The sequence below is a fragment of the Priestia sp. Y58 genome (assembly GCF_029522095.1).
In the GTDB taxonomy this organism is placed as follows: domain Bacteria; phylum Bacillota; class Bacilli; order Bacillales; family Bacillaceae_H; genus Priestia; species Priestia megaterium_E.
Window position 1 is genome coordinate 607,953 of record NZ_JAKWFL010000003.1, and the last position, 19,747, is coordinate 627,699.

Consider the following 19,747-nt stretch of genomic DNA (forward strand, 5'->3'; position numbering starts at 1 on the left):
TGCTACTAATTTGTTTTGGGTTTTAGTAAAAAAGCAAAAAAAGACCCGCTTATCTTATTAAGACAGCGGGTATAACGTATGTTATTTAAATAAGCTCCATTTTGTATGAATAGGTACTAGCTCTTCTTCAGACTCGTCCTCTTCGTATAAACCACGTTCTTTTAAATACTCCACAAAATATAAGTCTGCTTCCTTACGTTCATCATAAGGCTTGATGGATAAAACAAACCCTACTTTATGCTGGTCTTCATTTTCAACGCCTGAGAGATACGCTTTTACATTATGCTGCAAGAACAGCTCTTTAGCGGGAATAATTAAGTCTTTGACGAACTTTGACAGCAATTCCAGCTCAAAATCGAAAGTGAACTTAGCAATTTTTTCTAGGTCTGCAAATACCACGCCGATAAAACTCGTATTATGTATTTCGTAGTCTTTCGTTTTTTCATCCCACTCAATATGTCCGATTTCCTTTAAGTAATTAATAAAATACCCAATGCCTTCATTGCGGCCAAAAGGCTGTTTAGAAAGGACTAAACCAATCTTCTTGTACTTAGGAAGATACACGCATGAGATAGCGGCTTCAACTTTATGCTGTTGAAATAAGTGCGTTGCCCCTTGAAGCAAAGCATCTAAAACATGATGGGTGATTTTCATTTGTTTACGAGGGAAGTGATATTCGTTACGCGCTAATTCATCTGTATCAGCAAACGTTGCTCCAATAAAGCCAGTGTTGGATAGGGTAGGAGGGAGCTTCTTTCTTTTTCTTTTTCGTACCGTCATTCAAAAACACTCCTTGTGATCATCAATACGATAAAAATAAAACGAACATACGTTCTTATTCAATGATACAAAAAATGTGTCGAAAAGTAAAGAGAAGTTAACGGAGAATTTGAAATTTTATAATAAAAGTAGCTAATGATCTTAAAACGTAGCGGTCATTAAAAGATGGAAAAGAAGAGGGGGAGCAAAAAATAAAAGGCTGCAGATGAAAAGCATCCACAGCCTTTTATATATTCATTAACGAGCTTCTATTAAAGCTACCATATCTTCATCATCTAAATCGATATCTACGTGACAATCCATTGTATGAATTGTTTTATCTTCATGATTTCCATAATAAATTGTAATGTTCATGAGTATCGCTCCTTTAAAACTGGATAATGACATCCAATTTATACCGTCATCTATTTGTTTAATATTATACCCGATGAAAAAGGAAACTACAACTAAAATCACTAAAAAGCTGATAAGAAAGGGGTTTGTTGTGATTTTAACACAGAATCTTACGGAATAAAAATACTAACCAATGTATTTTATTACAGAAAATGCGAGGTTTTGACTTTTATCAATGAATAAAAATCCATTTAATGCAAACATATGTACTGAATGAAAAATATACGTTCAGTAGCAAATAAATCCTTAAAATATTAAACGCAAACAGATTTCATCGTTTTGCAAAGGGTTCATTGAGAATACGATGAGAAAAAATGAATGAGTGTAAAATTTAATTTCTATAAGTAAACTCATTCATTTTTCAAAATCTCTAAATATAATCTAAACATAAACCGAGCTGATCAATCCTAAAACTAAACTGGTGAAATTCATATGTATTTCCATAAAATTATATCTATAATTGTTCAATTAGAACAAATCTTATGGATAATTAGTTTAGTGAGTCGATTGATATAAATATAAACCTTATCTCATTTTTGAATTCTGTCTCACTATCATAAGTTTACTTTTATAATGAGACAGAATTTGTGTTTTACCTGTTGGTTCCTAGAATATATATTATGTAAACTAGAAAAAGAAATAAAACCGTTGAGGTCTCCCTTGCTCTTAGATCCTTAGAATACATATCATTTTTTGCTTTTCCCTTAGATTTTCCCTTAGAGTGTGTAAGTTCTCTTTCAAGTCAGTTGGTTTCGCTCTAATGATTTTAATTTTCGGGTTGTAAACAGAACTCTTAAGAATCTACTGAATGACGCGCTTAAGGTCAAATGAATTAAATTATGTACAAGCTATGGATTATATCTTAGAAATGGTTAAAATGGCCGCTCACTTAATCGCAATCGCCTGAATACGCCAGTACGTATCATTTTATATGTAATTAAGTAATGCCTTATGGTTTATCCTAGAACTTTACAATTTTGCATCCCAAGTTTAAAGTAGCTATGAATCAGTGTGATAGTAGTTGATTTAATGTAGAAGCGAAAAAAAAGAACAACTTCTTCCCCTCCATCCGCTTGTCATACAAACTTTTCAAGTTACTAGTTTCAAGGCTTCACTCACTAAGGTATGTTTCCTAATCGTAGTCATGAATTTTATCAAATTGCCCAAATTTATTTCTTTTGTAAGTAAACAATGGTGATTCATTAAGAATACAAACTGATTGAACATTAAGTGAAAAATAGCACATGGTGTAACCAGAACACCATGTGCTATTTTTAATTATTTCGTTAATCCGCAAAAACCTGAATCATCCACTTCCTGCATACCATTATCTAGCGCGTACCGAACTTGTGAACACTTCCATAAAGTTCTACTAAATCCAGAAGGGTTTTCCTTCTTTTCCTCTTCCACTTTTTTCTGTGTTTCAGTAGGTAATTTTGGAATAAGATAAGCCGCTGCTTTTTCTTCTTCTACCATGACGGGTGTTACTTTAATGAATAACCCATCTTCGGCAATAGACTTTTCTTCATCTTCGGCACGATCACGTTCACTTTTTTCTTCCGCTTTTCTAGTTCGTTCTTGCTCCTCTTCTGCATGTTTCGCGATAGCTGCTGAATCTTCCCACAATGGTGCTTCTTCTTCAGAGGGAACAGTCTTGTCTTCTCCTTGTAGGGAGGATTCTGAAGAAGAATGATCGCCCTTTGATTGTTCCTTTTCTACTGAATTACTTTTAGGGTGTTCTGTTGCGGACCCACGGGCATTACCTGCAGGAGTGTTTCCTTCTTTTGATGAAGGTGTCTCTTGTTTATACGTTGGAGACTGCTCCGCTACATGAGTTGAATTAGTTTTATTGTTGGTTGTTTCTTCTTTTTTAACTTTCTCTCTCTCTGTTTGGTCCGATGACGTAATTTCTTTTTTTGCAGTATTTGATTGATTTTCTTGAGATGTTTGTGCACCTTCCCCACAGCCTGCCAAAAATCCTAGTGTTAAAAACGGAAGTGCCAGTAAGCGTTTCATCTTCATAACAAGTTCCTCACCTTCTTATTCATTGGATGATTGACTTCAATGCAGCGAACTACTTAAGTTCGTACCTACCTTTGTTTCGTTTGCTTTATAGGTTGGATCAGGTGTTTTTAGACTTCGCATCTATTTTTTATATAAAGGAAAATCAACTGAAATTCACTTGCATATAAGCTTATTCTAAGATGAATTTATAATTATATTTTTCCGCAACATTAACTAATTGTTGCATCTGCTCTGGAGTTGGACCTTGGAAATCTGGTAGCCCAGAATCTTTTGGAACTTGTAAGCCTAATTCTTTTACAAAGCTGTCAAATTTAGCTGGTGATGCTGTGACAATCATTTCTCCACCGTCAATTCCGGCCTCAAATCGATGTGGAATTCCTTTAGGAGCAAAAACGTACTCGTTTTCATTTACCTCAAGGATTTCATCACCTACAAAAAATATAAATCTCCCTTTTTTTATATAAAAAGTTTCATCTTCATTTTCGTGGACATGCAAAGGAGGCCCCATTTTGGGAGGTTCTACAAGGTGAACAACTGAAAAGGCACCATTAGTATCTTCTCCTGAAGCTAATATCGTAATTGTCTCTTGCATAAAATGATACGTATTTTGGTCATTTGGAATTCCGTGTAAAGGTTTGATTACTATATTTTTTAACTCACTCATAAATTATCCCTCATTTGTAATTTAATTTTAAAGGTATTCATCTATCATCTAAAAACCTACTACAGTATTAGTAACCATCTACCGTAACATCAGTAATGGACCCATCACTAGGACTTACTTGATACCAACCCTGTGTAGCTGTATGCCCTTCTCCTGTTTCTTCATTATCCACAACGCTTTCATAAACATGGATAATATAGTTTCCTGAGTCGTCAAGGTGATCGTATTCTACAAGAAGAATTGAATCTTCAGATATGCCTTGCTGATCACGAACTAGCTGGATAGCTTGCTCTTGGGAAACTGTTTGTTCGGCTGGCTCCTCTTCTGCAGTTGCTTCTGTATCTTCTTCTTCCTCTGGTTCTGATTCTAATTCCGCCGTTTGGGCCTCATCTTCTGAATCAGCATCAGCTTCTTCCTCATCCGCTTTTGCCTGAGCTTCCTCTTCCTCCTTCTGTTTCTTCTCTTCTTCTGCTAAACGTTCTTCTTCCGCTTTACGATCTGCTTCTGCCTGAGCTTCAGCTTCTGCATCAGCCTTGGCCTGCGCCTCTTCTTCTTTTTGTCGGTCTTCTTCTAGCTTCGCATAGTAATCATCTAATTCTTTTTCCATTTGCTGCTGTTCAAGGTCTGATAATTGCTTTTGTTGTTCTTGTATTTGGTTTTGAAGCAAAGCAATTTGTTCTTCTGAAGCATTATCAACAAAATTGATGTTTTCTACATAATCACCACTCGCGTCAAAATTAACTTCCATCATACAAAAAACATTTTGCTCTTGATTAATGCCATAGTAAATATATTGATTGTCACCTACTTGGATGTACTGATAACCATTCATTACGTTTAATAAGTAATCACGATCAGCTTCTTTAGAATTAACAGCTTTTTTAATTGTGGATGCTTTTGTTTGTAATGTATTCGGCGATGATTCTTTTACAGCCGTTTTATTACCATTTTCTTTCGTATGAACCGCTGTTGATTTCTCTGTAGGCTCTTCTTTTTGCGATACAGTTTCACTGGACTCCTCACTACAGGCTGCTAGCAATATAGCTAATAATGGAATACCAAAAGCAACTTTCAACATTTTCATAGACTATTATCCCCTTTTTTTATCTTTTTTTAGGTTTTATATAATTCTAAAGGACTATAAAACCTTAGGGGTTATTATACCAAAATTAAGAAAATATAAGAATATTTTCTTGTTTAATTTATGGGATTTTTTTGAAAAGATTATCTTTTTATGCATAAAAAACACAAAGCCATATACCTTTTTCAGAACACGGCTTTGTGTTTTCGTAATCGATGTTAATGATGAAATCCATTGTCGTATTTCGTGTCTTTAAGAACAGGTCTATCCAACGAGTTGAGAAATTCAACGGCTTGTTTGAAATTAACCATAAATAAATGAGCAAGGTCTCTTGAAAATCCATTTCTAACAACAATGCGCATGATTGTGATTTCTTCCATGTCTGCAGGGAGCGGATAAGCAGGCACTTGCCATCCATACGTGCGTAATTGTCTAGACAAGTCATAAAGAGTCCAGTTTGGCGTGTATCCTTCTTCTAGCTTCCAAGCAAGCACTGGGATATCTGAACCATCGGCGATAATTTCGAATGCTTCCATTTCTCCAATTTCTTTGCTGAGAAACAGCGCGTTTTCTTGTGAGGTTTTTTGCACGGCATAATAGCCATCTTTACCTAAACGCAAGAAATTGTAATACTGCAAAAGAACTTGTGCTCCTGGTCTAGAGAAGTTGAGCGCAAAAGTTGGCATGTTGCCTCCTAAATAAGAAACGCGAAAAATAAGATCTTCAGGCAAGTCTTCTTTTTCTCTCCAAATCACCCATCCTAAGCCAGGATAGACTAAACCGTACTTGTGTCCCGATACGTTAATGGACTTTACTCGCGGCAAGCGGAAATCCCAGATAAGGTCTGGTTGAAGAAACGGAGCGATAAAACCTCCAGAAGCAGCGTCTACGTGGATAGGAATATCTAACCCTGTTTTCTCCTGTAACTCATCCAATGCTTTTGCGATAGCAGCAATTGGTTCGTAAACTCCTGTATACGTCACTCCAAGAATCGGTACGACACCAATTGTATTTTCGTCAACCGCATTAATGACGCCTTCTGGATCTAAATAAGGATGATCTGCATTAATGTTCACATAACGAGGCTCTACGTCCCAATAGTTTGCGAACTTCTCCCACACCACTTGAACGGATGAACTAAATACAATGTTCGGCCGGTCTGTTGATAGCCCTTTACTTTTACGCAGTTTCTGCCAGCGTCTTTTTAACGCCAGTCCACCAAGCATACAAGCTTCAGATGAACCTGTAGTAGAAACGCCCATCGTTGTATCAGGATTAGGTGAATTCCAAAGGTCCGCTAAAATACGTACACATCTCTCTTCAATAGCCGCTGTCTGCGGATACTCGTCTTTATCAATCATATTTTTATCAAAAGACTCTCCGTACAAACGCTTTGCATCAGGCTCCATCCAAGTAGTAACAAACGTAGCTAAATTTAAACGGGCATTTCCGTCTAAAGCAATTTCATCATGAATGATTTGATAAGCTGTTTCGGGAAGCATACCTTGATCACCAATACGCAGCCTTGGAATTGTCACTTCTCCTTGTCGAGAAAAAAGCGGATTAACAGGAAATTCATCAGGTAAATTTTTTTGTTCGCGATGCGGATGCCATTGAGGCATAAAGTATCATCTCCTTATGTATAGTACACTTTGAATATCTAACAAACTGCTTTACGTTCACCTGGTGTTATAACAAGCAAGGTCTCCTTTACACATTATGAGCTTTGAAGACTATTTTCATTCTTTTCATTATTTGTAGCACGTAAGGACGAACTTTATTTAATAATACCCATGAAAATGGTCTTACCAAACTAAAAAGGTGTAAAATATGGTAATATATTGTAAAAGGAGGTTTTTAAATGGAGAAACGAGGAATTATCTTACAAGACAAGTTTTTCGAGTTAGGCGAATCTCCTATTTATAATGAATCACAAGACGTGATTGGAAATGTCGCATATAAGTTATCTATTGCTAATAAATTTGAGATTTTAAAAAATGAAGAGATCGTATTTACAGGTAAATCTAAAATGTTCGCCCTTATGCCAAAGCTGATCATTTCAGATCACCATGGAAATGAAGTTGGCATGATTCAACGAAAATTTACTTTTTTTAAAAAGAAGTACCTTTATATCAGAAACGATGGCGATACATATGAAATTACGGGTAATATAACGGATCGCAAATTCGACGTTCTGCGTTCCGGTGTCCCTATTATTCAAGTCCGCACACTTTCTTCGTTTCTGTCATTACGTCCTCACACGTTTGCTTTAGAATTTCTTGAACCTGATCTTGATAAATGGGAAGGAATTGCGGTTGTACAAGGCGTAAGGATGATGGTGAAAGACGAAAACAGCAGTACAGCTACTGCTCCGGCTCAATAGTGGTTATGTGATATAAAAAAACGAACAAACTTTATATTGAAGTTTGTTCGTTTTTTAATTAAGGGCCGAATACTAACGTACCGATGACGTGGTAGCCAATTGGTACAAGAAACAAGATGATATTTAAAATAATCGCCCATAGACAGATCTTGTCTTTTTTTATAAAAAAACCAATAATTGCAGGAACAATCATGAGCGGAACTAAAAAGATAGGAGCTACAATAGGCAGACCTTGAAGTTTTTCAGCAAAAATTAGTCCTGTAAAAAAGTTAAGAATCAATAAAGTATTAATAATGACATATAAAAGTGAAATTCCTCCGAGAATTCCACCTATTATCCCGCTTTTAGTTGTTTTAACAGTAGTATCCATGCTTCCATCACCTCATTTATAGAAATATAAGTAAACTATACTATAATGTGGTTTTTATTGTAAATGTATGGAGAAAACAGCTGTTGAAAGATTACTATGAAGAAAGCACTGTAGCGATTGCTACAGTGCTTGTTATAAACAGTGCATTTTTTGCTCTGCTTCTTTCCAAGAAACCGTATAGCCTTGTCCTTTTGCACAAAAGACGGATGATGAGCTGTATTCGGGATCTGCCTCTTTATTGTAGCGGATTCGTTCAATAACTTCTTCTTCATTATGACAGTGTTCATACCCTCCGAATAATAGAGACATCGCCCCTTTTCCGTGCGTAAAAGATGCTAGCGTCGAACCGTAGTTCATAAAAGTAGCCACAGGAACTTTTCCTGTAATAATCGCTTTGTTTTCGGTTGTTTGAGGAGAATCAAAGCGGCCGTGTGCGCTTTGAACATCAGCTAATACCCGCCCCATTTGATCAATATCTACTTTAATTTTGAAATCATAATACGGTTCTAGCACAATATTTTTGGCTTTTTCTAACCCTTGTCGCAGTGCACGGTACGTTGCTTCTCTAAAATCTCCTCCGCTTGTATGCTTGTTGTGAGCTCGTCCAGTACATAATGTCACTTTTATATCAGTAATAGGTGAACCTGTCAGCAAACCATGATGCGGCTTTTCAAATATATGCTGACGGACTAGATTTTGATACCCAACGGATAAATCGTCGGCGTGACAAGCATTTTCAAAAGTAATTCCGCTGTTTCGTTCCGCTGCTTCTATTTTCAAATGAACTTCTGCATAGTGTTTCAACGGTTCAAAATGCCCGTAGCCCATCACTATATTTTGAATGGATTCTTTGTACAAAATCTCTGGTTCTTCAAACTGTACGTTTATATTAAAACGTTCTTTTATCAGTTTTTCGAGGACTTCTAGCTGAATTGCTCCCATCACATGAATATGAAGCTCTTGAGTCCTTTCTTCCCACGTCACATGTAAAGAAGGGTCTTCAGCATCTAATAATTGAAAAAGTTTAATTCCTTCTTTTGGATGAACAGAAGGCTCAAAAACAACTTTTGATTTTAACGTAGGCAAAAGTTCGTAGGAGCGGCTTTCTTTTAATGTTCCAAGACCGTCTCCAATCGATGCTGAAGACAACCCTGTAACCGCAAAAAGTTCGCCGGCTGAACCTTCATTTGCGTTTTTAAATGTACTTCCGTTATAAGCACGAATTTGAGTGATTTTTTCTTCATATAGCTCTCCGTTTTTTTCATAAGCCACTTCATCACGCACCTGCATTGTCCCGCTTAGAGCTTTGATAAACGTGATGCGCATGCTGTTTTCATCGTGCCGAATTTTATATACACGACCTGAAAATGCTTCTTCCTTCGAGTAGCGAGTTTCTGTTAGCAAATCGAGCTTCTCTAAAAAACTTTCAATGCCGATATCTTGTAAAGCTGAGCCACAAGCACACGGGAAAAGCTGATTGGTTTGAATAAGCTTTTGCATAGCCGCTCTCCAATAGGCTTGATCATTCTTGCCTTCCATAAATGCATCTAAAAGCTCTTCATCTTTTTCAGCTATAAATTCAATAAGTTCCTCACTTAACGAGCCATCTATAAGCTCTGACGTTATGTCAAAAACATCGGGGGTTAAGTTATGTTTAATATCGTTTATAACACGTTCAGGATCTGCTCCTACACGATCGATTTTATTGATGAAAAAGAATACGGGCACACGATGTTTTTGAAGCAGCTGCCAAACCGTTTCTGTATGGCCTTCGACTCCTTCTACTGCACTTAAGATAACAATGGCATAGTCCATCACTTGAATAGAACGTTCCATTTCAGGTGAAAAATCGACGTGGCCCGGCGTATCAATTAAATAGTAAGTAGAACCGTTATATGAAAAAGTTCCTTGATCGGCAAATACCGTAATTCCTCGTTCTTTTTCAATCGTATGGGTATCAAGAAAGGAATCTTTGTGGTCAACTCTTCCTCGTTGTTTAATACTTTTGGTATGATAAAGAAGCTGTTCGGAAAACGTTGTCTTTCCTGCATCGACATGCGCTGCAATACCGATTGTTTTGTTAGATTGTTTCATTGTTAAATACCACCTTACTGCTGTATGTATAGCTGTTACTTTCTATTTTATAATAATCGTAAGAAAAAGTGGACGACAAAGGCCTAGAACTGCTTACATCAAAAAAGAATGCGTGATTAAACATCGCATTCCCTTTTTGTACGGCGTTTAGTATCTTTTTTGCCTTTTACTATAAAAATAGCGGCTATAAGGCACCCAATTCCAGCTAAATGCATGATGTTATTACTTGTCGCGCCTAGACTGTTACTAGTCAATCCAACTAAAATGCTGCCAAATATAATCAATAAAACAGCAAACACGAACTTCAATTTCTTCACTCTCCTTTAATACGTTATTAAATATGATTTGCATACGGATCATATAAACCAGTAAGTAATACTAGATATTCAATAGTTCTTTCTCTACCTTCCGAATGTATTAATCAACATCTAGTTAACTATAATATTATTATGAAAATAATAGTGCGAATTCAAATGTTCATGGCACCATATTCTAATTGTTTTATATGTTATCATACATAAATTGTTAAAAATACATTTTTTCACCTTTTGCTATCAAAAAAGCAGCCTCTTTACTAAGAGACTGCTTTTATTAATGACAACTGATAAAACCGCTTAAGAAGCTTTTTTTAATTGTTCTTTTTGTTTCTGTTGATAAGAAGAAAAATAAATAAGGCCTACAAATACAGCTCCTCCTATCATATTTCCAATAAAGGTAGGGATAATATTTGCAATAAAATCAATCCATGTAAAGTGACCTGCAAAAATAGCGGCGGGAATAATAAACATATTCGCTACAACGTGCTGAAAGCCAATCGCAACAAAAGCCATAATCGGAAACCAAATACCAAGAATTTTACCCGTAACGTCATCAGCGCCGTATGAAAGCCAAATAGCTAAACATACAAGCCAGTTACAGCCCACAGCAGAAATAAGCGTTTTAAAAAATGAGTCATCAATTTTAGCTTGAGCAATTGCTACCGTTTTATCTAAAAAAGGCCCCGTTTCTGTTAACCCGACAATATGTCCAAAGAAATACGCAATAAATACGGCTCCTAAAAAGTTAGCAAGCGTGACCCAAAACCAGTTATGAAGCAAGTGGCGAAGCGAAACTTTTCTTGCATACAGGGCAATGGAGACAGACATCATATTCCCCGTAATGAGCTCTGCTCCCCCAAGTACGACCAGCATAAGACCTACAGGAAAGACGGCTCCTCCTAAAAGATTTGATAAACTTCCCCATTCAGCTGGTAAATTACCAATGACGCGCACATCTAGTAAAAAACCAAGCGCAATAAACGCGCCTCCTAGAAACCCAAGCATAAGAATAGAAGAAAGGGATAACTTCGTCTTTGAAACCCCCGATTCTAAAGCGATGTTTAACATTTTATCCGGCTTGTGAAATGCCATAAAACTCCTCCTTAATTAAAAAAGGCAGCACTCAAAAACACCTTTTACACAAGGTTTTTGAATGCTGCCTAATAATCCTGCACTTTCTTTACAGTATATCAGTCATCATTATTTATAATAAAATCAAATAAAAAACAAGCAGATCCTACTTCTCTTTCATTTAATTAAATTATGTATTTTGCGTTGTTCTACTGAATATTAGTTTCAAACACAAACACAGAAACAGCAATATCTTCTTCCACTTTGATATCAGAAAATAAGTACTCCAGCTTAGCTCCTAACAAGTCTTCAAGCCCCTCTGGAGGAGATGAAGCATAAAGGTTTTGAATAAGCTTTGTTCTTGCCATATGTACCGTCTCTTTACCTTCGGTTGTTCTCGCGATAAATTTTTCAGCTGGCGTTAAGTTGCCGTACAAAGTTGAAATAGCCATATTTTGAACAAATACAGTATGAATTCGTTCTGGACCTTTTCCAAAAAGTTTTTTGCGCAGCTTTCGGATAATATCATTAAAATCATGTATTTTCTTAGACACTGGTGTATGCCTCCGCTTATCTCGAGTATGTCTATCCTGCTCATTCAAGTTTTCAACTAAGAATAAGTTACATTATACATGACGACGTTTACATTGTATACAATGTATCTGTTTTATCCCCGTTAATCCAAACAATCGCAAAATCATTACGAAATGATAAAAAAAATCCTCCACTTATTAAAGTGAAGGATTACCTTTATATCTCTACTCAAAGGTTACAAATGAATTCTCAGTTATCAAAGAAATAACTAAGAACTTTGACAAAATAGCATGTCAAAATAGTCAAGTGGTATGTTTGTACCAGTAGTTAATGCTATCACGTTAAAGTCATGGAATCCACTTAGTTTACTTTCATAATACTTTATTTAATTTAAATAGTCTTTTTTGATAGGTAACCCTTAATCTTCATCACGATCTGCTCTAAATTCATCATCAGATAATGAATTTAGTTGATGGCTAAGCTTTTCGTAGTTATCTTGTTTTTGGTTTTGTTGTACATCACTAGATATAGGAGCTTCACTAGAAACAGTAGATTTTTTTCTAGTCTCTTCGCCTCCGCTAACTCCAAACCCAACGTTGTTATCGGTCATCGGATTCACCTCTTTAACTGTTATTATGGAGAATTGCTCTAAAAAAATAACAGGAAACAAAAGGCATTACCACTTAGCTAATAGTGGTCCAAGCTTCCTTACTTACACCAATTCGTATTTAAATAAGGAAATGACCTGCTTTAACCCCATAGGCAATACCAACAAAAAAACTTGCTATACCTAGTGTTTGACTTTTACATACATACTTTATAGTCAAGCCTGGAATCAGACCCCATATAATGATGAAAATAGCGAACGATACTATAATAGAAGACCATGCATCTTGCCCTGATATACTTATACCTTGCATAAACGTTTCTCCTTTCAGTACTTATATCGGGAGAACATAAATTTTTTATAGTATCTTACTGTACGAACTAAAAAATTCAGGTGACCTGTCCATATATGCTTTACAGCGAATGGTGGCGTTCAAGCTCGATTGTTTTTGGTTTTTGCCATATTAATACCCCTGCTGCTACGTACATAAACGAAGTGATGTAAAAAAGACTTCCGATTGTCAGAAAATCAATGATATACCCTGTTGCAATAACGGCCAAGGCTGCCCATATAGAGGTCCATAAATGATAGTGTCCTACTTGTTTTCCTGTGTGAGCACGATCTGTCTGCCTAGATAACGCTATTTTTTCTGCTGTTTTTTGAAGAGCTCCAAGCAGACCCATTATAATTTGAATGATATACACCTGCGTGATCGTTGTTAAAACGGGAATCACAAGCATAACAACGGCCATCCCAAACGTATATAAAAGAAGCAAGCGCTTTTCTCCTACTCTGTCACTCCATGAACCGATCAACGGATGACTCAAAGCTGCGGTTAAAGCAAAAATTCCGTAAGCTAAGCCAAATTGTGAATAGCTATCGCCAAGATTTCGAAGCAGTAAAAGGTAAAAAGGAAACACAATACTGCTTGCGGTAATCATAAGGCTTTGTGAATGTAAGAGTTGTTTGTACGTCATTTTCCATACTCCTTATAAAATAAATTAACAAACGTTTCGTTCCGATCATATTTTCTTTTCAAATTAAAAAAGGCGGTTGTATGAGGGTAAGCCTCTTCTAACTGCTTCTTGCTTGGGTAGCCGTAGTAAGGCAAATAATAGCTTCCCTGATGCTGCAGCGTCACATCCACCATTTTCCGGACAACTCTTTGTGTATCAGAGATGCCTTGGTGATCCTTTTTTTGGTTAATAAGTAAAACGAGAGCAAACATATCGCCTTTTGCATAAGACATGACGGCTTTATTATCTTTCTCTACATAGCGAACAGTAATGTTCAATAAATTTAATTCCTCAGTTGATAACACTTGACGTAAATCATCGATGTAAGAAGCAAATTCATCAACTGGAACAAAGTATTCTTGTAAAATTTCCGTCTGGCTAGCACTTTCATATTCCATAAAATCACTTTCAGAACGCATAACATTATTTCTTGTTTCAAGCCTTCCATTTTGTTTTAAGAAATAAGCCTTTTGTGTTTCCCACAGCATATCTTTGCCCCAGTCGCTATACCGAGACAGCCCTAGCATAAATTTAGGAAGTGCCACTATTTTTTCTGTCTTGAGCGGTTCGTTTGCAGTAGAAGTATTTTGAGAAGATAAGCGATAGTTTGTGACGTACATATCTGTTAGCAATTGATTAGGAGAAACAGAAATACGCGCCATATGCATACGAACGTCAGGGTTATGCTGTACGTAGTTTTTAAAATAAGCTGTATACTGTCTATAATCTAAGCGAATAATTTCATCTTCGTACCATTCATCGTCCGTTAAACGAAGCGTAACATCTAAAATGACCCCAAATAACCCGTAGCCTCCGTTTACTAAAGAAAACAGCTCAGGGTGTTTTGTCCGGCTAATTTCGATAATAGATCCGTCCCCCTGCAGGAGACGCATAGATTTGACCGTATCCATTAAAGAGCCGTATCGAATATCTCTGCCGTGTACGTTCACGCTAATAGAACCTCCAACGGTAAAAATATTTTGTGACTGCATAACCTGAAGAGCAAGACAGTCTTTATGTATATATTGCTGAATGTCATTCCATGTTGTCCCGCTTTGAACTGTAATTTCTTTTTGGCGGGGCTTGTAATCTATAATTTTATTGTACTGCTTCATATCAAGTAAAATAGCATTAGGATAGTACGTCTGCCCTCCTTGGCTGTGCTGCATCCCTGAAATCGCTATTTTTTCATGATGCTGTGAAGCAGTTTTCACCCAATTTTTCAGCTGTTTTTCAGTGGTCCCATGCTTTATTTCTTTAACTTTTGTAGGAAGAAGATGTGCAACATCCTCCGTTACAGGACGGGTTTGCTGCTGTTTATAAATATGATAGGAGGCATATGAACCTACTAGATAAAAAGATAAAAAAGTTCCTAACAACACGTTTTTCCTCATTCTAAACTGTAAGCTCCTTTCTTTACTTCTGTGAAATTATACCATACAAAAAGTGAAATAACACTAATATAGTGTAATTTTACACTATATTAGTGTTATTTTGAGAAAGCATATGAAAAAAACTTGTAATTTAATGTATGTTAACCTTATTGAAATAAAAAAAAGAAAAGACACCAGGTCTTTTCTTTTTTGTTTCTTTATTTTTCAGCTTCGTATGCAACTAAAGCCACTCTTTTTCCTAACGTTTGTTGAAACTGCTCTTCTAACTGTTTAAGCTTCGCATGCATATCGTCGTTAATTGAAGCTGGCTCAAAGGTCATTTTTGTTTGCTCCATCAGATACTGTCACCTCTTTCATGTGTGTATGTTCTACTTTTTCCAATATAAAAGAGGTCTATGACGATTTGACGAAAGTTTACAAATTAAATTTGCTGATGAGCGCTGTTAATTGTTCTGCCATTTGAGACAAAGATTGTGCAGAAACAGCGATTTCTTCCATTGAAGCGAGCTGTTCTTCAGTAGATGCAGCCACTTCTTCAGATGTAGCTGCATTTCCTTTAGCAAGTATCGCCATTTCACCCGCTGCGCGCGCTACTTCTTCAACGGCTGCTGAAATTTGCTGAGCAGTCGCAGCCACTTCTTCTACTTGCGGAGCCGTTTCATTCATACTGCTTAGAATTTGTTCAAACTTTTGAATAGCTGTTTGTGAAATCGTTAGTCCTTCTTCCACTTTATTTGTTACTTGCTCCATTGTATGGACAGACTCCTGAGTATCTTGTTGAATCGCTTGAATAAGCTCCGAAATTTGAGATGCGAATACTTGTGATTGTTCTGCCAGCTTTCTCACTTCCGCTGCTACAACGGAAAACCCTTTTCCATGTTCTCCGGCTCGTGCCGCTTCGATTGCAGCATTTAAGGCTAGTAAATTTGTTTGAGCAGCAATGCCGCTGATTACTTCTAAAATGGTCCCAACTTCTTTTGAACGTTGAAACAAAGTACGAATCGTTGTATTAGATAGCTCGACGGATCGAGAAATGGATTCCATTTGTTCGACCGTTTCTTTTACAGCCTTCCCGCCTTCTACAGCTTCAGACGTCGTGTGATTTGAAAGCTGAGAAACGGTTTCTGTACGCTGAGCAATTGTATAAACTCCTTGTACAATCTCATCTAAAGAAGCTGCATTTTGGTCAATAACAGCCGTTTGTTTTTCCGCGCTAGAAGCCACTTCTTGTATCGCAACCGATACTTGTTCAGTCGCAGCGCTCGTTTGCTGTGAGCTGGCCGTTAGCTCTTCTGAAGAAGCAGCCACTTGTTCTGCACTCATTTCAACATTTTGAATTAATGTGCGAAGATTGTTTTGCATCTGACTAAAAGCATACCCTAACTCGCCGATTTCATCCTTTGAATTGACGGTAATCGCTGTTGTCAGATCTCCTTCACTAACGCTCAGAGCCTGACTCTTAAGCTGTTTGAGGGGTTTAATAATTGATTGCAGCACCACAAAAATAGTGAGACTCCCGATTATCAGACAAGATACAATAATAAATAGTGTTTTGTAAAAGATAGGCTGTGCTGCTTCATTCACTTCTGATGAATACATAGTGCCTGCAACTTTCCACTTTGTTGTTTTATTTGTCGTAAAGACCATCTTTTTTTCATCCCCGTTAAAGGTATATTCAAAAGACCCTGAGCTCTTTGCATAAAGCTTGTCAAAAAGGGAATCTGTCGCTTTTGTACCTGCTTTTTCCGTAGGATGAACAATATATTTTCTTTCTCCATCCAAAAGAAATGGATATCCTTTTTCTCCAATTTTTACTTTGCTGACAGCTTTATTGATGCGGCTTATATCTAAATTTAAAGCAATAACCCCTGTGCCATCCGCCGCTGTTTTCGCTACAGTAATAACGGTCTGACCTGTAGAGGCTGATGGATAAGGTTCAGTGACAACTGTTTTCCCTTTGTTTTGCATGGCTAGCTTGTACCAGTCTCGTTTTCTAGGATCATAGCCTGCTTGTATCACTTTTTTAGGCGCTTGAATAAACTTCCCCTGCTGATTTCCTGTGAAAATGCTGACGACTTCTGGATGAAGCGGAGCATATAAGTTAAAATCTTTGCTTAAAGTAGCCATATCTTTTTCATTGTAGCGCTCGTTGTTTACCACTGATGCAAAAAACTCTACATCATGAATTTTTGGTCCAATGGTATCGTCAATCACCGAATTAATGGACTGTACATTTTGCTGTGCTGTGTTAATAATTTGGTTTTCAATTTCATGTTTCGCTGTTATGTAAGCTGATACACCTATCGTAACAGATGGCACTAATAAGATCGCTGCAAATGCTAGCCCCAGCTTTATCTTAAAGTTATTAAGGGACCTTTTTTTTCTTACTCTCTCCATGCTATGTAGCCTCTCTCCCCGTAGTTAAAAGTGATCGTGCACTTTCTTTCTATCGGCAAGACTTCATATTCCTTTAGTCATCGAGTGTATACATAATTAACAATGGGAGTGAAAAGATAAGAGTACGATAAAAAAAGTAGGTGATTTTAATGGAAGAAAGTAAGAACAGCAAATCTTTTTCAATGTTTGAAACAGAAAAGGTTCAGCGCGGAGAAGAAAAAGATATTTTTAATATCTATAAAGAAGGAGTAAAAATTGCGGAAGTAAGAGGAACGGATCCTCAAACTCAGCAGGTTATTCCGATGCATGACTTAAATGATTACGAAGAAAATAAGCTTCACGAATATATTGCTCATTTAGACCATACAACGTAAAAATGCTAAAACAAGAGTCCTCTCTTGTTTTAGTCTTTAGAATCATAAAAAACATGTTCAAAACGCAGCGTGTTTTTTTGTATGTACAGAAGTCCAAACGAAAATTGCTTTTCCCTCCGTTTGTCAGTAGCGGAACCTGGATTAAACAACGTAATATCACCAATTTGTTTATGAAGAGGAATGTGAGAATGACCAAAAATCACTGCGTCTACTTGTTCATGTTCAAATGCCAAAAGTGCACGTTTGTCAGTCGTTTTTCCTTTGCCATGACCGTGGACTACGCCAATCGTAACATCGCCAAATGGAAGAAGTAATGAAGATGGAAGTACTTCCTGAAGCTCTTCACTGTCTACATTTCCAATTACAGCGTGTACAGGAGCAAACGCACCCAGGTCATTGTAGACATCTATCGTTTGAAAATCTCCCGTATGAATAATAGCATCAGCTGTTTTCAGTTCGGCTAGGAGTCTTTTTGGAAAATGTTTCGCTCTTTTTGGAATATGAGTATCACCTAAAATAACAATCTTCATTCATGATACGCTCCTTTTTCATTCAATATGGTGTAGTTTAGCGTATTACGGTGGAATGAAGCAACTTTACACGGAGCGTGAGGCAAAAAATTTCTCTTTTTCGTTTAAGTTTGCGAAAATACTTTACATACTAAGTTACAGAATGGAGTTTTCGAAATGGAAGTAAAAATTAATCGAAACGCAGCAAAAGTGTTAAAAAATGCATTGGCTAGCCCAGAAGGTCAAGGAAAAATGATTCGTGTATATGTAACTATCGACCACGGTGATCACGCGCATTATGATTGGAAATTCGATACGCCGACTGAACATGATGAAATCATAAAAACAGATAAAGATATCGATATCGTTTTAGATAAACGCGAGAAATTTTTAGAAGGCGTATGGATTCAATATTTCCACGTTCCAGAGCCTGAATTTGTGATTAGCAGCCTTCACCACGCGCATCACCATCATTAATACAAAAAACACACCTTGTTTTATAGGTGTGTTTTTTCGTTTGTGTGACAAGCAAAAATTTTATTGATGAGAAGAAGAGATAAAATTTTGTTGAAGCAATAAAAATGAGCTATAGTGGAATTACGGATGAAAGAAAAGAGGTTAGCTTATGAAAGTAAGTGTGTTAGTAAGATCTATTTTAGTTGTTATTTTATATAATTTATTCGTTCTGTACATCGGATGGAACGCTTGGATGTGGCTTCACACAATGTTTGAAGTGGAAAACAAATGGATTCTTACGGTGATCGTTGTCTTTTTTGCTTATTCCTTTATCATCAGTCGTGCGTTTCAACAAGTGAGCATATTTAAAATTGTGGGATCGTACTGGTTAGGATTTATTCAATATTCGGTTCTTTTGCTTCCTATAAGTAATCTAGCCGTCTATATCCTTACTCTTCTAGGCGCTTCGCTTTCTACAGCTATCGATTCAATTGGATTTTTCATAATTGCCGCTTTTTTATTCATTTTTGCTTACGGTACGTATAATGCTTACAGTCCTGTGGTAAGAAAATACACGATTTCGCTTGCTAAAAAGACGAATCGGAAAAACCTTCGCATTGCTGTAGCATCTGATATGCACTTTGGCACATTGTCCGGCAAAAAACATTTGCAGAGGTTAATTACTCATGTACAAAAGATACAGCCAGATCTTATTTTACTTCCTGGAGATATTATTGACGATGATCCCCACGTATTCTTTAAAAAAGAAATGGATTATATGATGAAGCAGCTCAAAGCGCCTTTAGGCACATATGGAATTTTGGGAAACCATGAGTATTACGGCGGGAAGATCCCTCAGTTTGTGGAAAGAATGAAAGAAATGAACATTCCTATTTTAATGGATGAAGTCTTAAACATAGGTGATAGCTTGTACTTAATCGGAAGAAAAGATAAGACGGATAAAAACCGAGATAGCTTTTTCGATTTAGCGAGTGAAACGGATCGTTCTCTTCCGGTCATCGCGATGGATCATCAGCCGCTTTCTTTAAAAGAAGCGGAACAAGCGGGCGTAGATTTACTTCTATGCGGTCATACTCACAGAGGACAAATGGCACCTAATCATTTGATCACAAAGCGGTTATTTGAAATTGATTGGGGCTACAAGCAAACTAATCAACTGCATACCATTGTCTCTTCAGGATTTGGCTTTTGGGGTCCTCCGCTTCGAATCGGAAGCCGATCAGAAATTATTCAAATTGATATTACATTTGCAAAATAGAGA

21 protein-coding genes are annotated in these 19,747 nt (G+C 36.9%); 4 read left to right on the forward strand and 17 right to left on the reverse strand.

The features are described 5' to 3' along the window. Positions 1-81: 81 nt before the first annotated feature. From MMB68_RS13120 to gad, 5 genes are all read right to left on the reverse strand, one after another. Positions 82-780: a hypothetical protein gene (locus MMB68_RS13120; protein ID WP_025751830.1), complete on the reverse strand. Its 699-nt coding sequence runs from the start codon at positions 778-780 to the stop codon at positions 82-84. Positions 781-2,451: 1,671 nt separating this feature from the next. Next, positions 2,452-3,195 (reverse strand): hypothetical protein, encoded by a 744-nt coding sequence (locus tag MMB68_RS13125; RefSeq protein WP_277548955.1) that lies wholly within the window; start codon positions 3,193-3,195, stop codon positions 2,452-2,454. Positions 3,196-3,367: 172 nt separating this feature from the next. Then, positions 3,368-3,862, reverse strand: coding sequence for a cupin domain-containing protein (locus MMB68_RS13130; RefSeq protein WP_255901010.1), 495 nt, complete (start codon positions 3,860-3,862; stop codon positions 3,368-3,370). A gap of 67 nt (positions 3,863-3,929) precedes the next feature. Then, positions 3,930-4,946 (reverse strand): hypothetical protein, encoded by a 1,017-nt coding sequence (locus MMB68_RS13135; RefSeq protein ID WP_277548958.1) that lies wholly within the window; start codon positions 4,944-4,946, stop codon positions 3,930-3,932. Positions 4,947-5,161: 215 nt separating this feature from the next. Beyond that, entirely contained in the window at positions 5,162-6,565 is a 1,404-nt protein-coding gene (gad, locus tag MMB68_RS13140; protein WP_221783348.1) for a glutamate decarboxylase, read from the reverse strand. A 239-nt stretch (positions 6,566-6,804) separates the two neighbouring features. Between gad and MMB68_RS13145 the strand changes: the two genes are divergently transcribed. After that, positions 6,805-7,326 (forward strand): LURP-one-related family protein, encoded by a 522-nt coding sequence (locus MMB68_RS13145; protein WP_221783350.1) that lies wholly within the window; start codon positions 6,805-6,807, stop codon positions 7,324-7,326. A gap of 58 nt (positions 7,327-7,384) precedes the next feature. Here MMB68_RS13145 and MMB68_RS13150 read toward each other — a convergent pair whose 3' ends face one another. The 11 genes from MMB68_RS13150 to MMB68_RS13200 all read right to left on the reverse strand — a co-directional run bounded on the left by MMB68_RS13150 (position 7,385) and on the right by MMB68_RS13200 (position 17,126). Beyond that, positions 7,385-7,696, reverse strand: coding sequence for a hypothetical protein (locus MMB68_RS13150; protein WP_264409205.1), 312 nt, complete (start codon positions 7,694-7,696; stop codon positions 7,385-7,387). 132 nt (positions 7,697-7,828) lie between these two features. Then, the gene (locus MMB68_RS13155; RefSeq protein WP_277548959.1) at positions 7,829-9,790 is read right to left on the reverse strand and encodes a GTP-binding protein; all 1,962 of its coding nucleotides are present in this window, start codon (positions 9,788-9,790) and stop codon (positions 7,829-7,831) included. A gap of 116 nt (positions 9,791-9,906) precedes the next feature. Further along, the gene (locus MMB68_RS13160; protein ID WP_264409247.1) at positions 9,907-10,089 is read right to left on the reverse strand and encodes a hypothetical protein; all 183 of its coding nucleotides are present in this window, start codon (positions 10,087-10,089) and stop codon (positions 9,907-9,909) included. Between the two features lie 315 nt (positions 10,090-10,404). Next, a complete protein-coding gene (locus MMB68_RS13165; RefSeq protein ID WP_115654002.1) occupies positions 10,405-11,199 on the reverse strand; it encodes a formate/nitrite transporter family protein in 795 nt (264 codons plus the stop codon). A gap of 188 nt (positions 11,200-11,387) precedes the next feature. After that, complete coding sequence (locus MMB68_RS13170; protein WP_182420546.1) at positions 11,388-11,732, reverse strand: Na-translocating system protein MpsC family protein; 345 nt, start codon at positions 11,730-11,732, stop codon at positions 11,388-11,390. 398 nt (positions 11,733-12,130) lie between these two features. Further along, on the reverse strand, positions 12,131-12,322 hold the full coding sequence (locus tag MMB68_RS13175; RefSeq protein WP_014459966.1) for a hypothetical protein: 192 nt from the start codon (positions 12,320-12,322) through the stop codon (positions 12,131-12,133). A 118-nt stretch (positions 12,323-12,440) separates the two neighbouring features. Continuing rightward, positions 12,441-12,632, reverse strand: a complete 192-nt coding sequence (locus MMB68_RS13180; protein ID WP_025751820.1) for a hypothetical protein — start codon at positions 12,630-12,632, stop codon at positions 12,441-12,443. Positions 12,633-12,732: 100 nt separating this feature from the next. Next, entirely contained in the window at positions 12,733-13,296 is a 564-nt protein-coding gene (locus tag MMB68_RS13185) for an MFS transporter (protein WP_014459965.1), read from the reverse strand. Further along, complete coding sequence (locus MMB68_RS13190) at positions 13,293-14,729, reverse strand: FAD-binding oxidoreductase (protein ID WP_277447801.1); 1,437 nt, start codon at positions 14,727-14,729, stop codon at positions 13,293-13,295. The genes MMB68_RS13185 and MMB68_RS13190 overlap by 4 nt, the downstream gene beginning before the upstream one ends. Before the next feature lie 197 nt (positions 14,730-14,926). Continuing rightward, entirely contained in the window at positions 14,927-15,064 is a 138-nt protein-coding gene (locus MMB68_RS13195) for a hypothetical protein (protein WP_014459963.1), read from the reverse strand. A 79-nt stretch (positions 15,065-15,143) separates the two neighbouring features. Further along, a complete protein-coding gene (locus MMB68_RS13200; protein ID WP_277548962.1) occupies positions 15,144-17,126 on the reverse strand; it encodes a methyl-accepting chemotaxis protein in 1,983 nt (660 codons plus the stop codon). A 149-nt stretch (positions 17,127-17,275) separates the two neighbouring features. On the opposite strand from MMB68_RS13200, the gene MMB68_RS13205 reads away from it, so the two are divergent. Further along, a complete protein-coding gene (locus tag MMB68_RS13205) occupies positions 17,276-17,500 on the forward strand; it encodes a hypothetical protein (protein ID WP_014459961.1) in 225 nt (74 codons plus the stop codon). A 29-nt stretch (positions 17,501-17,529) separates the two neighbouring features. On the opposite strand, the gene MMB68_RS13210 is transcribed toward MMB68_RS13205, so the two are convergent. Next, positions 17,530-18,030 (reverse strand): metallophosphoesterase family protein, encoded by a 501-nt coding sequence (locus MMB68_RS13210; RefSeq protein ID WP_277447799.1) that lies wholly within the window; start codon positions 18,028-18,030, stop codon positions 17,530-17,532. Positions 18,031-18,186: 156 nt separating this feature from the next. Here MMB68_RS13210 and MMB68_RS13215 point away from each other — a divergent pair, with 156 nt between their 5' ends. Beyond that, positions 18,187-18,486, forward strand: coding sequence for an iron-sulfur cluster assembly accessory protein (locus MMB68_RS13215; RefSeq protein WP_277447798.1), 300 nt, complete (start codon positions 18,187-18,189; stop codon positions 18,484-18,486). Between the two features lie 148 nt (positions 18,487-18,634). Then, entirely contained in the window at positions 18,635-19,744 is a 1,110-nt protein-coding gene (locus MMB68_RS13220) for a metallophosphoesterase (protein WP_221783369.1), read from the forward strand. The last annotated feature ends 3 nt before the right edge of the window (positions 19,745-19,747 follow it).

Excerpts from the sequence above, each read along its gene's own strand:
- MMB68_RS13165 (WP_115654002.1), bottom strand. The coding sequence starts at position 11,199 with ATGGCATTTCACAAGCCGGATAAAATGTTAAACATCGCTTTAGAATCG.
- MMB68_RS13145 (WP_221783350.1), top strand. The coding sequence starts at position 6,805 with ATGGAGAAACGAGGAATTATCTTACAAGACAAGTTTTTCGAGTTAGGC.
- MMB68_RS13220 (WP_221783369.1), top strand. The coding sequence starts at position 18,635 with ATGAAAGTAAGTGTGTTAGTAAGATCTATTTTAGTTGTTATTTTATAT.
- MMB68_RS13185 (WP_014459965.1), bottom strand. The coding sequence starts at position 13,296 with ATGACGTACAAACAACTCTTACATTCACAAAGCCTTATGATTACCGCA.
- MMB68_RS13155 (WP_277548959.1), bottom strand. The coding sequence starts at position 9,790 with ATGAAACAATCTAACAAAACAATCGGTATTGCAGCGCATGTCGATGCA.
- MMB68_RS13205 (WP_014459961.1), top strand. The coding sequence starts at position 17,276 with ATGGAAGAAAGTAAGAACAGCAAATCTTTTTCAATGTTTGAAACAGAA.
- MMB68_RS13150 (WP_264409205.1), bottom strand. The coding sequence starts at position 7,696 with ATGGATACTACTGTTAAAACAACTAAAAGCGGGATAATAGGTGGAATT.
- MMB68_RS13200 (WP_277548962.1), bottom strand. The coding sequence starts at position 17,126 with ATGGAGAGAGTAAGAAAAAAAAGGTCCCTTAATAACTTTAAGATAAAG.
- MMB68_RS13135 (WP_277548958.1), bottom strand. The coding sequence starts at position 4,946 with ATGAAAATGTTGAAAGTTGCTTTTGGTATTCCATTATTAGCTATATTG.
- gad (WP_221783348.1), bottom strand. The coding sequence starts at position 6,565 with ATGCCTCAATGGCATCCGCATCGCGAACAAAAAAATTTACCTGATGAA.
- MMB68_RS13125 (WP_277548955.1), bottom strand. The coding sequence starts at position 3,195 with ATGAAGATGAAACGCTTACTGGCACTTCCGTTTTTAACACTAGGATTT.
- MMB68_RS13120 (WP_025751830.1), bottom strand. The coding sequence starts at position 780 with ATGACGGTACGAAAAAGAAAAAGAAAGAAGCTCCCTCCTACCCTATCC.
- MMB68_RS13195 (WP_014459963.1), bottom strand. The coding sequence starts at position 15,064 with ATGGAGCAAACAAAAATGACCTTTGAGCCAGCTTCAATTAACGACGAT.
- MMB68_RS13190 (WP_277447801.1), bottom strand. The coding sequence starts at position 14,729 with ATGAGGAAAAACGTGTTGTTAGGAACTTTTTTATCTTTTTATCTAGTA.
- MMB68_RS13210 (WP_277447799.1), bottom strand. The coding sequence starts at position 18,030 with ATGAAGATTGTTATTTTAGGTGATACTCATATTCCAAAAAGAGCGAAA.
- MMB68_RS13215 (WP_277447798.1), top strand. The coding sequence starts at position 18,187 with ATGGAAGTAAAAATTAATCGAAACGCAGCAAAAGTGTTAAAAAATGCA.
- MMB68_RS13130 (WP_255901010.1), bottom strand. The coding sequence starts at position 3,862 with ATGAGTGAGTTAAAAAATATAGTAATCAAACCTTTACACGGAATTCCA.
- MMB68_RS13175 (WP_014459966.1), bottom strand. The coding sequence starts at position 12,322 with ATGACCGATAACAACGTTGGGTTTGGAGTTAGCGGAGGCGAAGAGACT.
- MMB68_RS13180 (WP_025751820.1), bottom strand. The coding sequence starts at position 12,632 with ATGCAAGGTATAAGTATATCAGGGCAAGATGCATGGTCTTCTATTATA.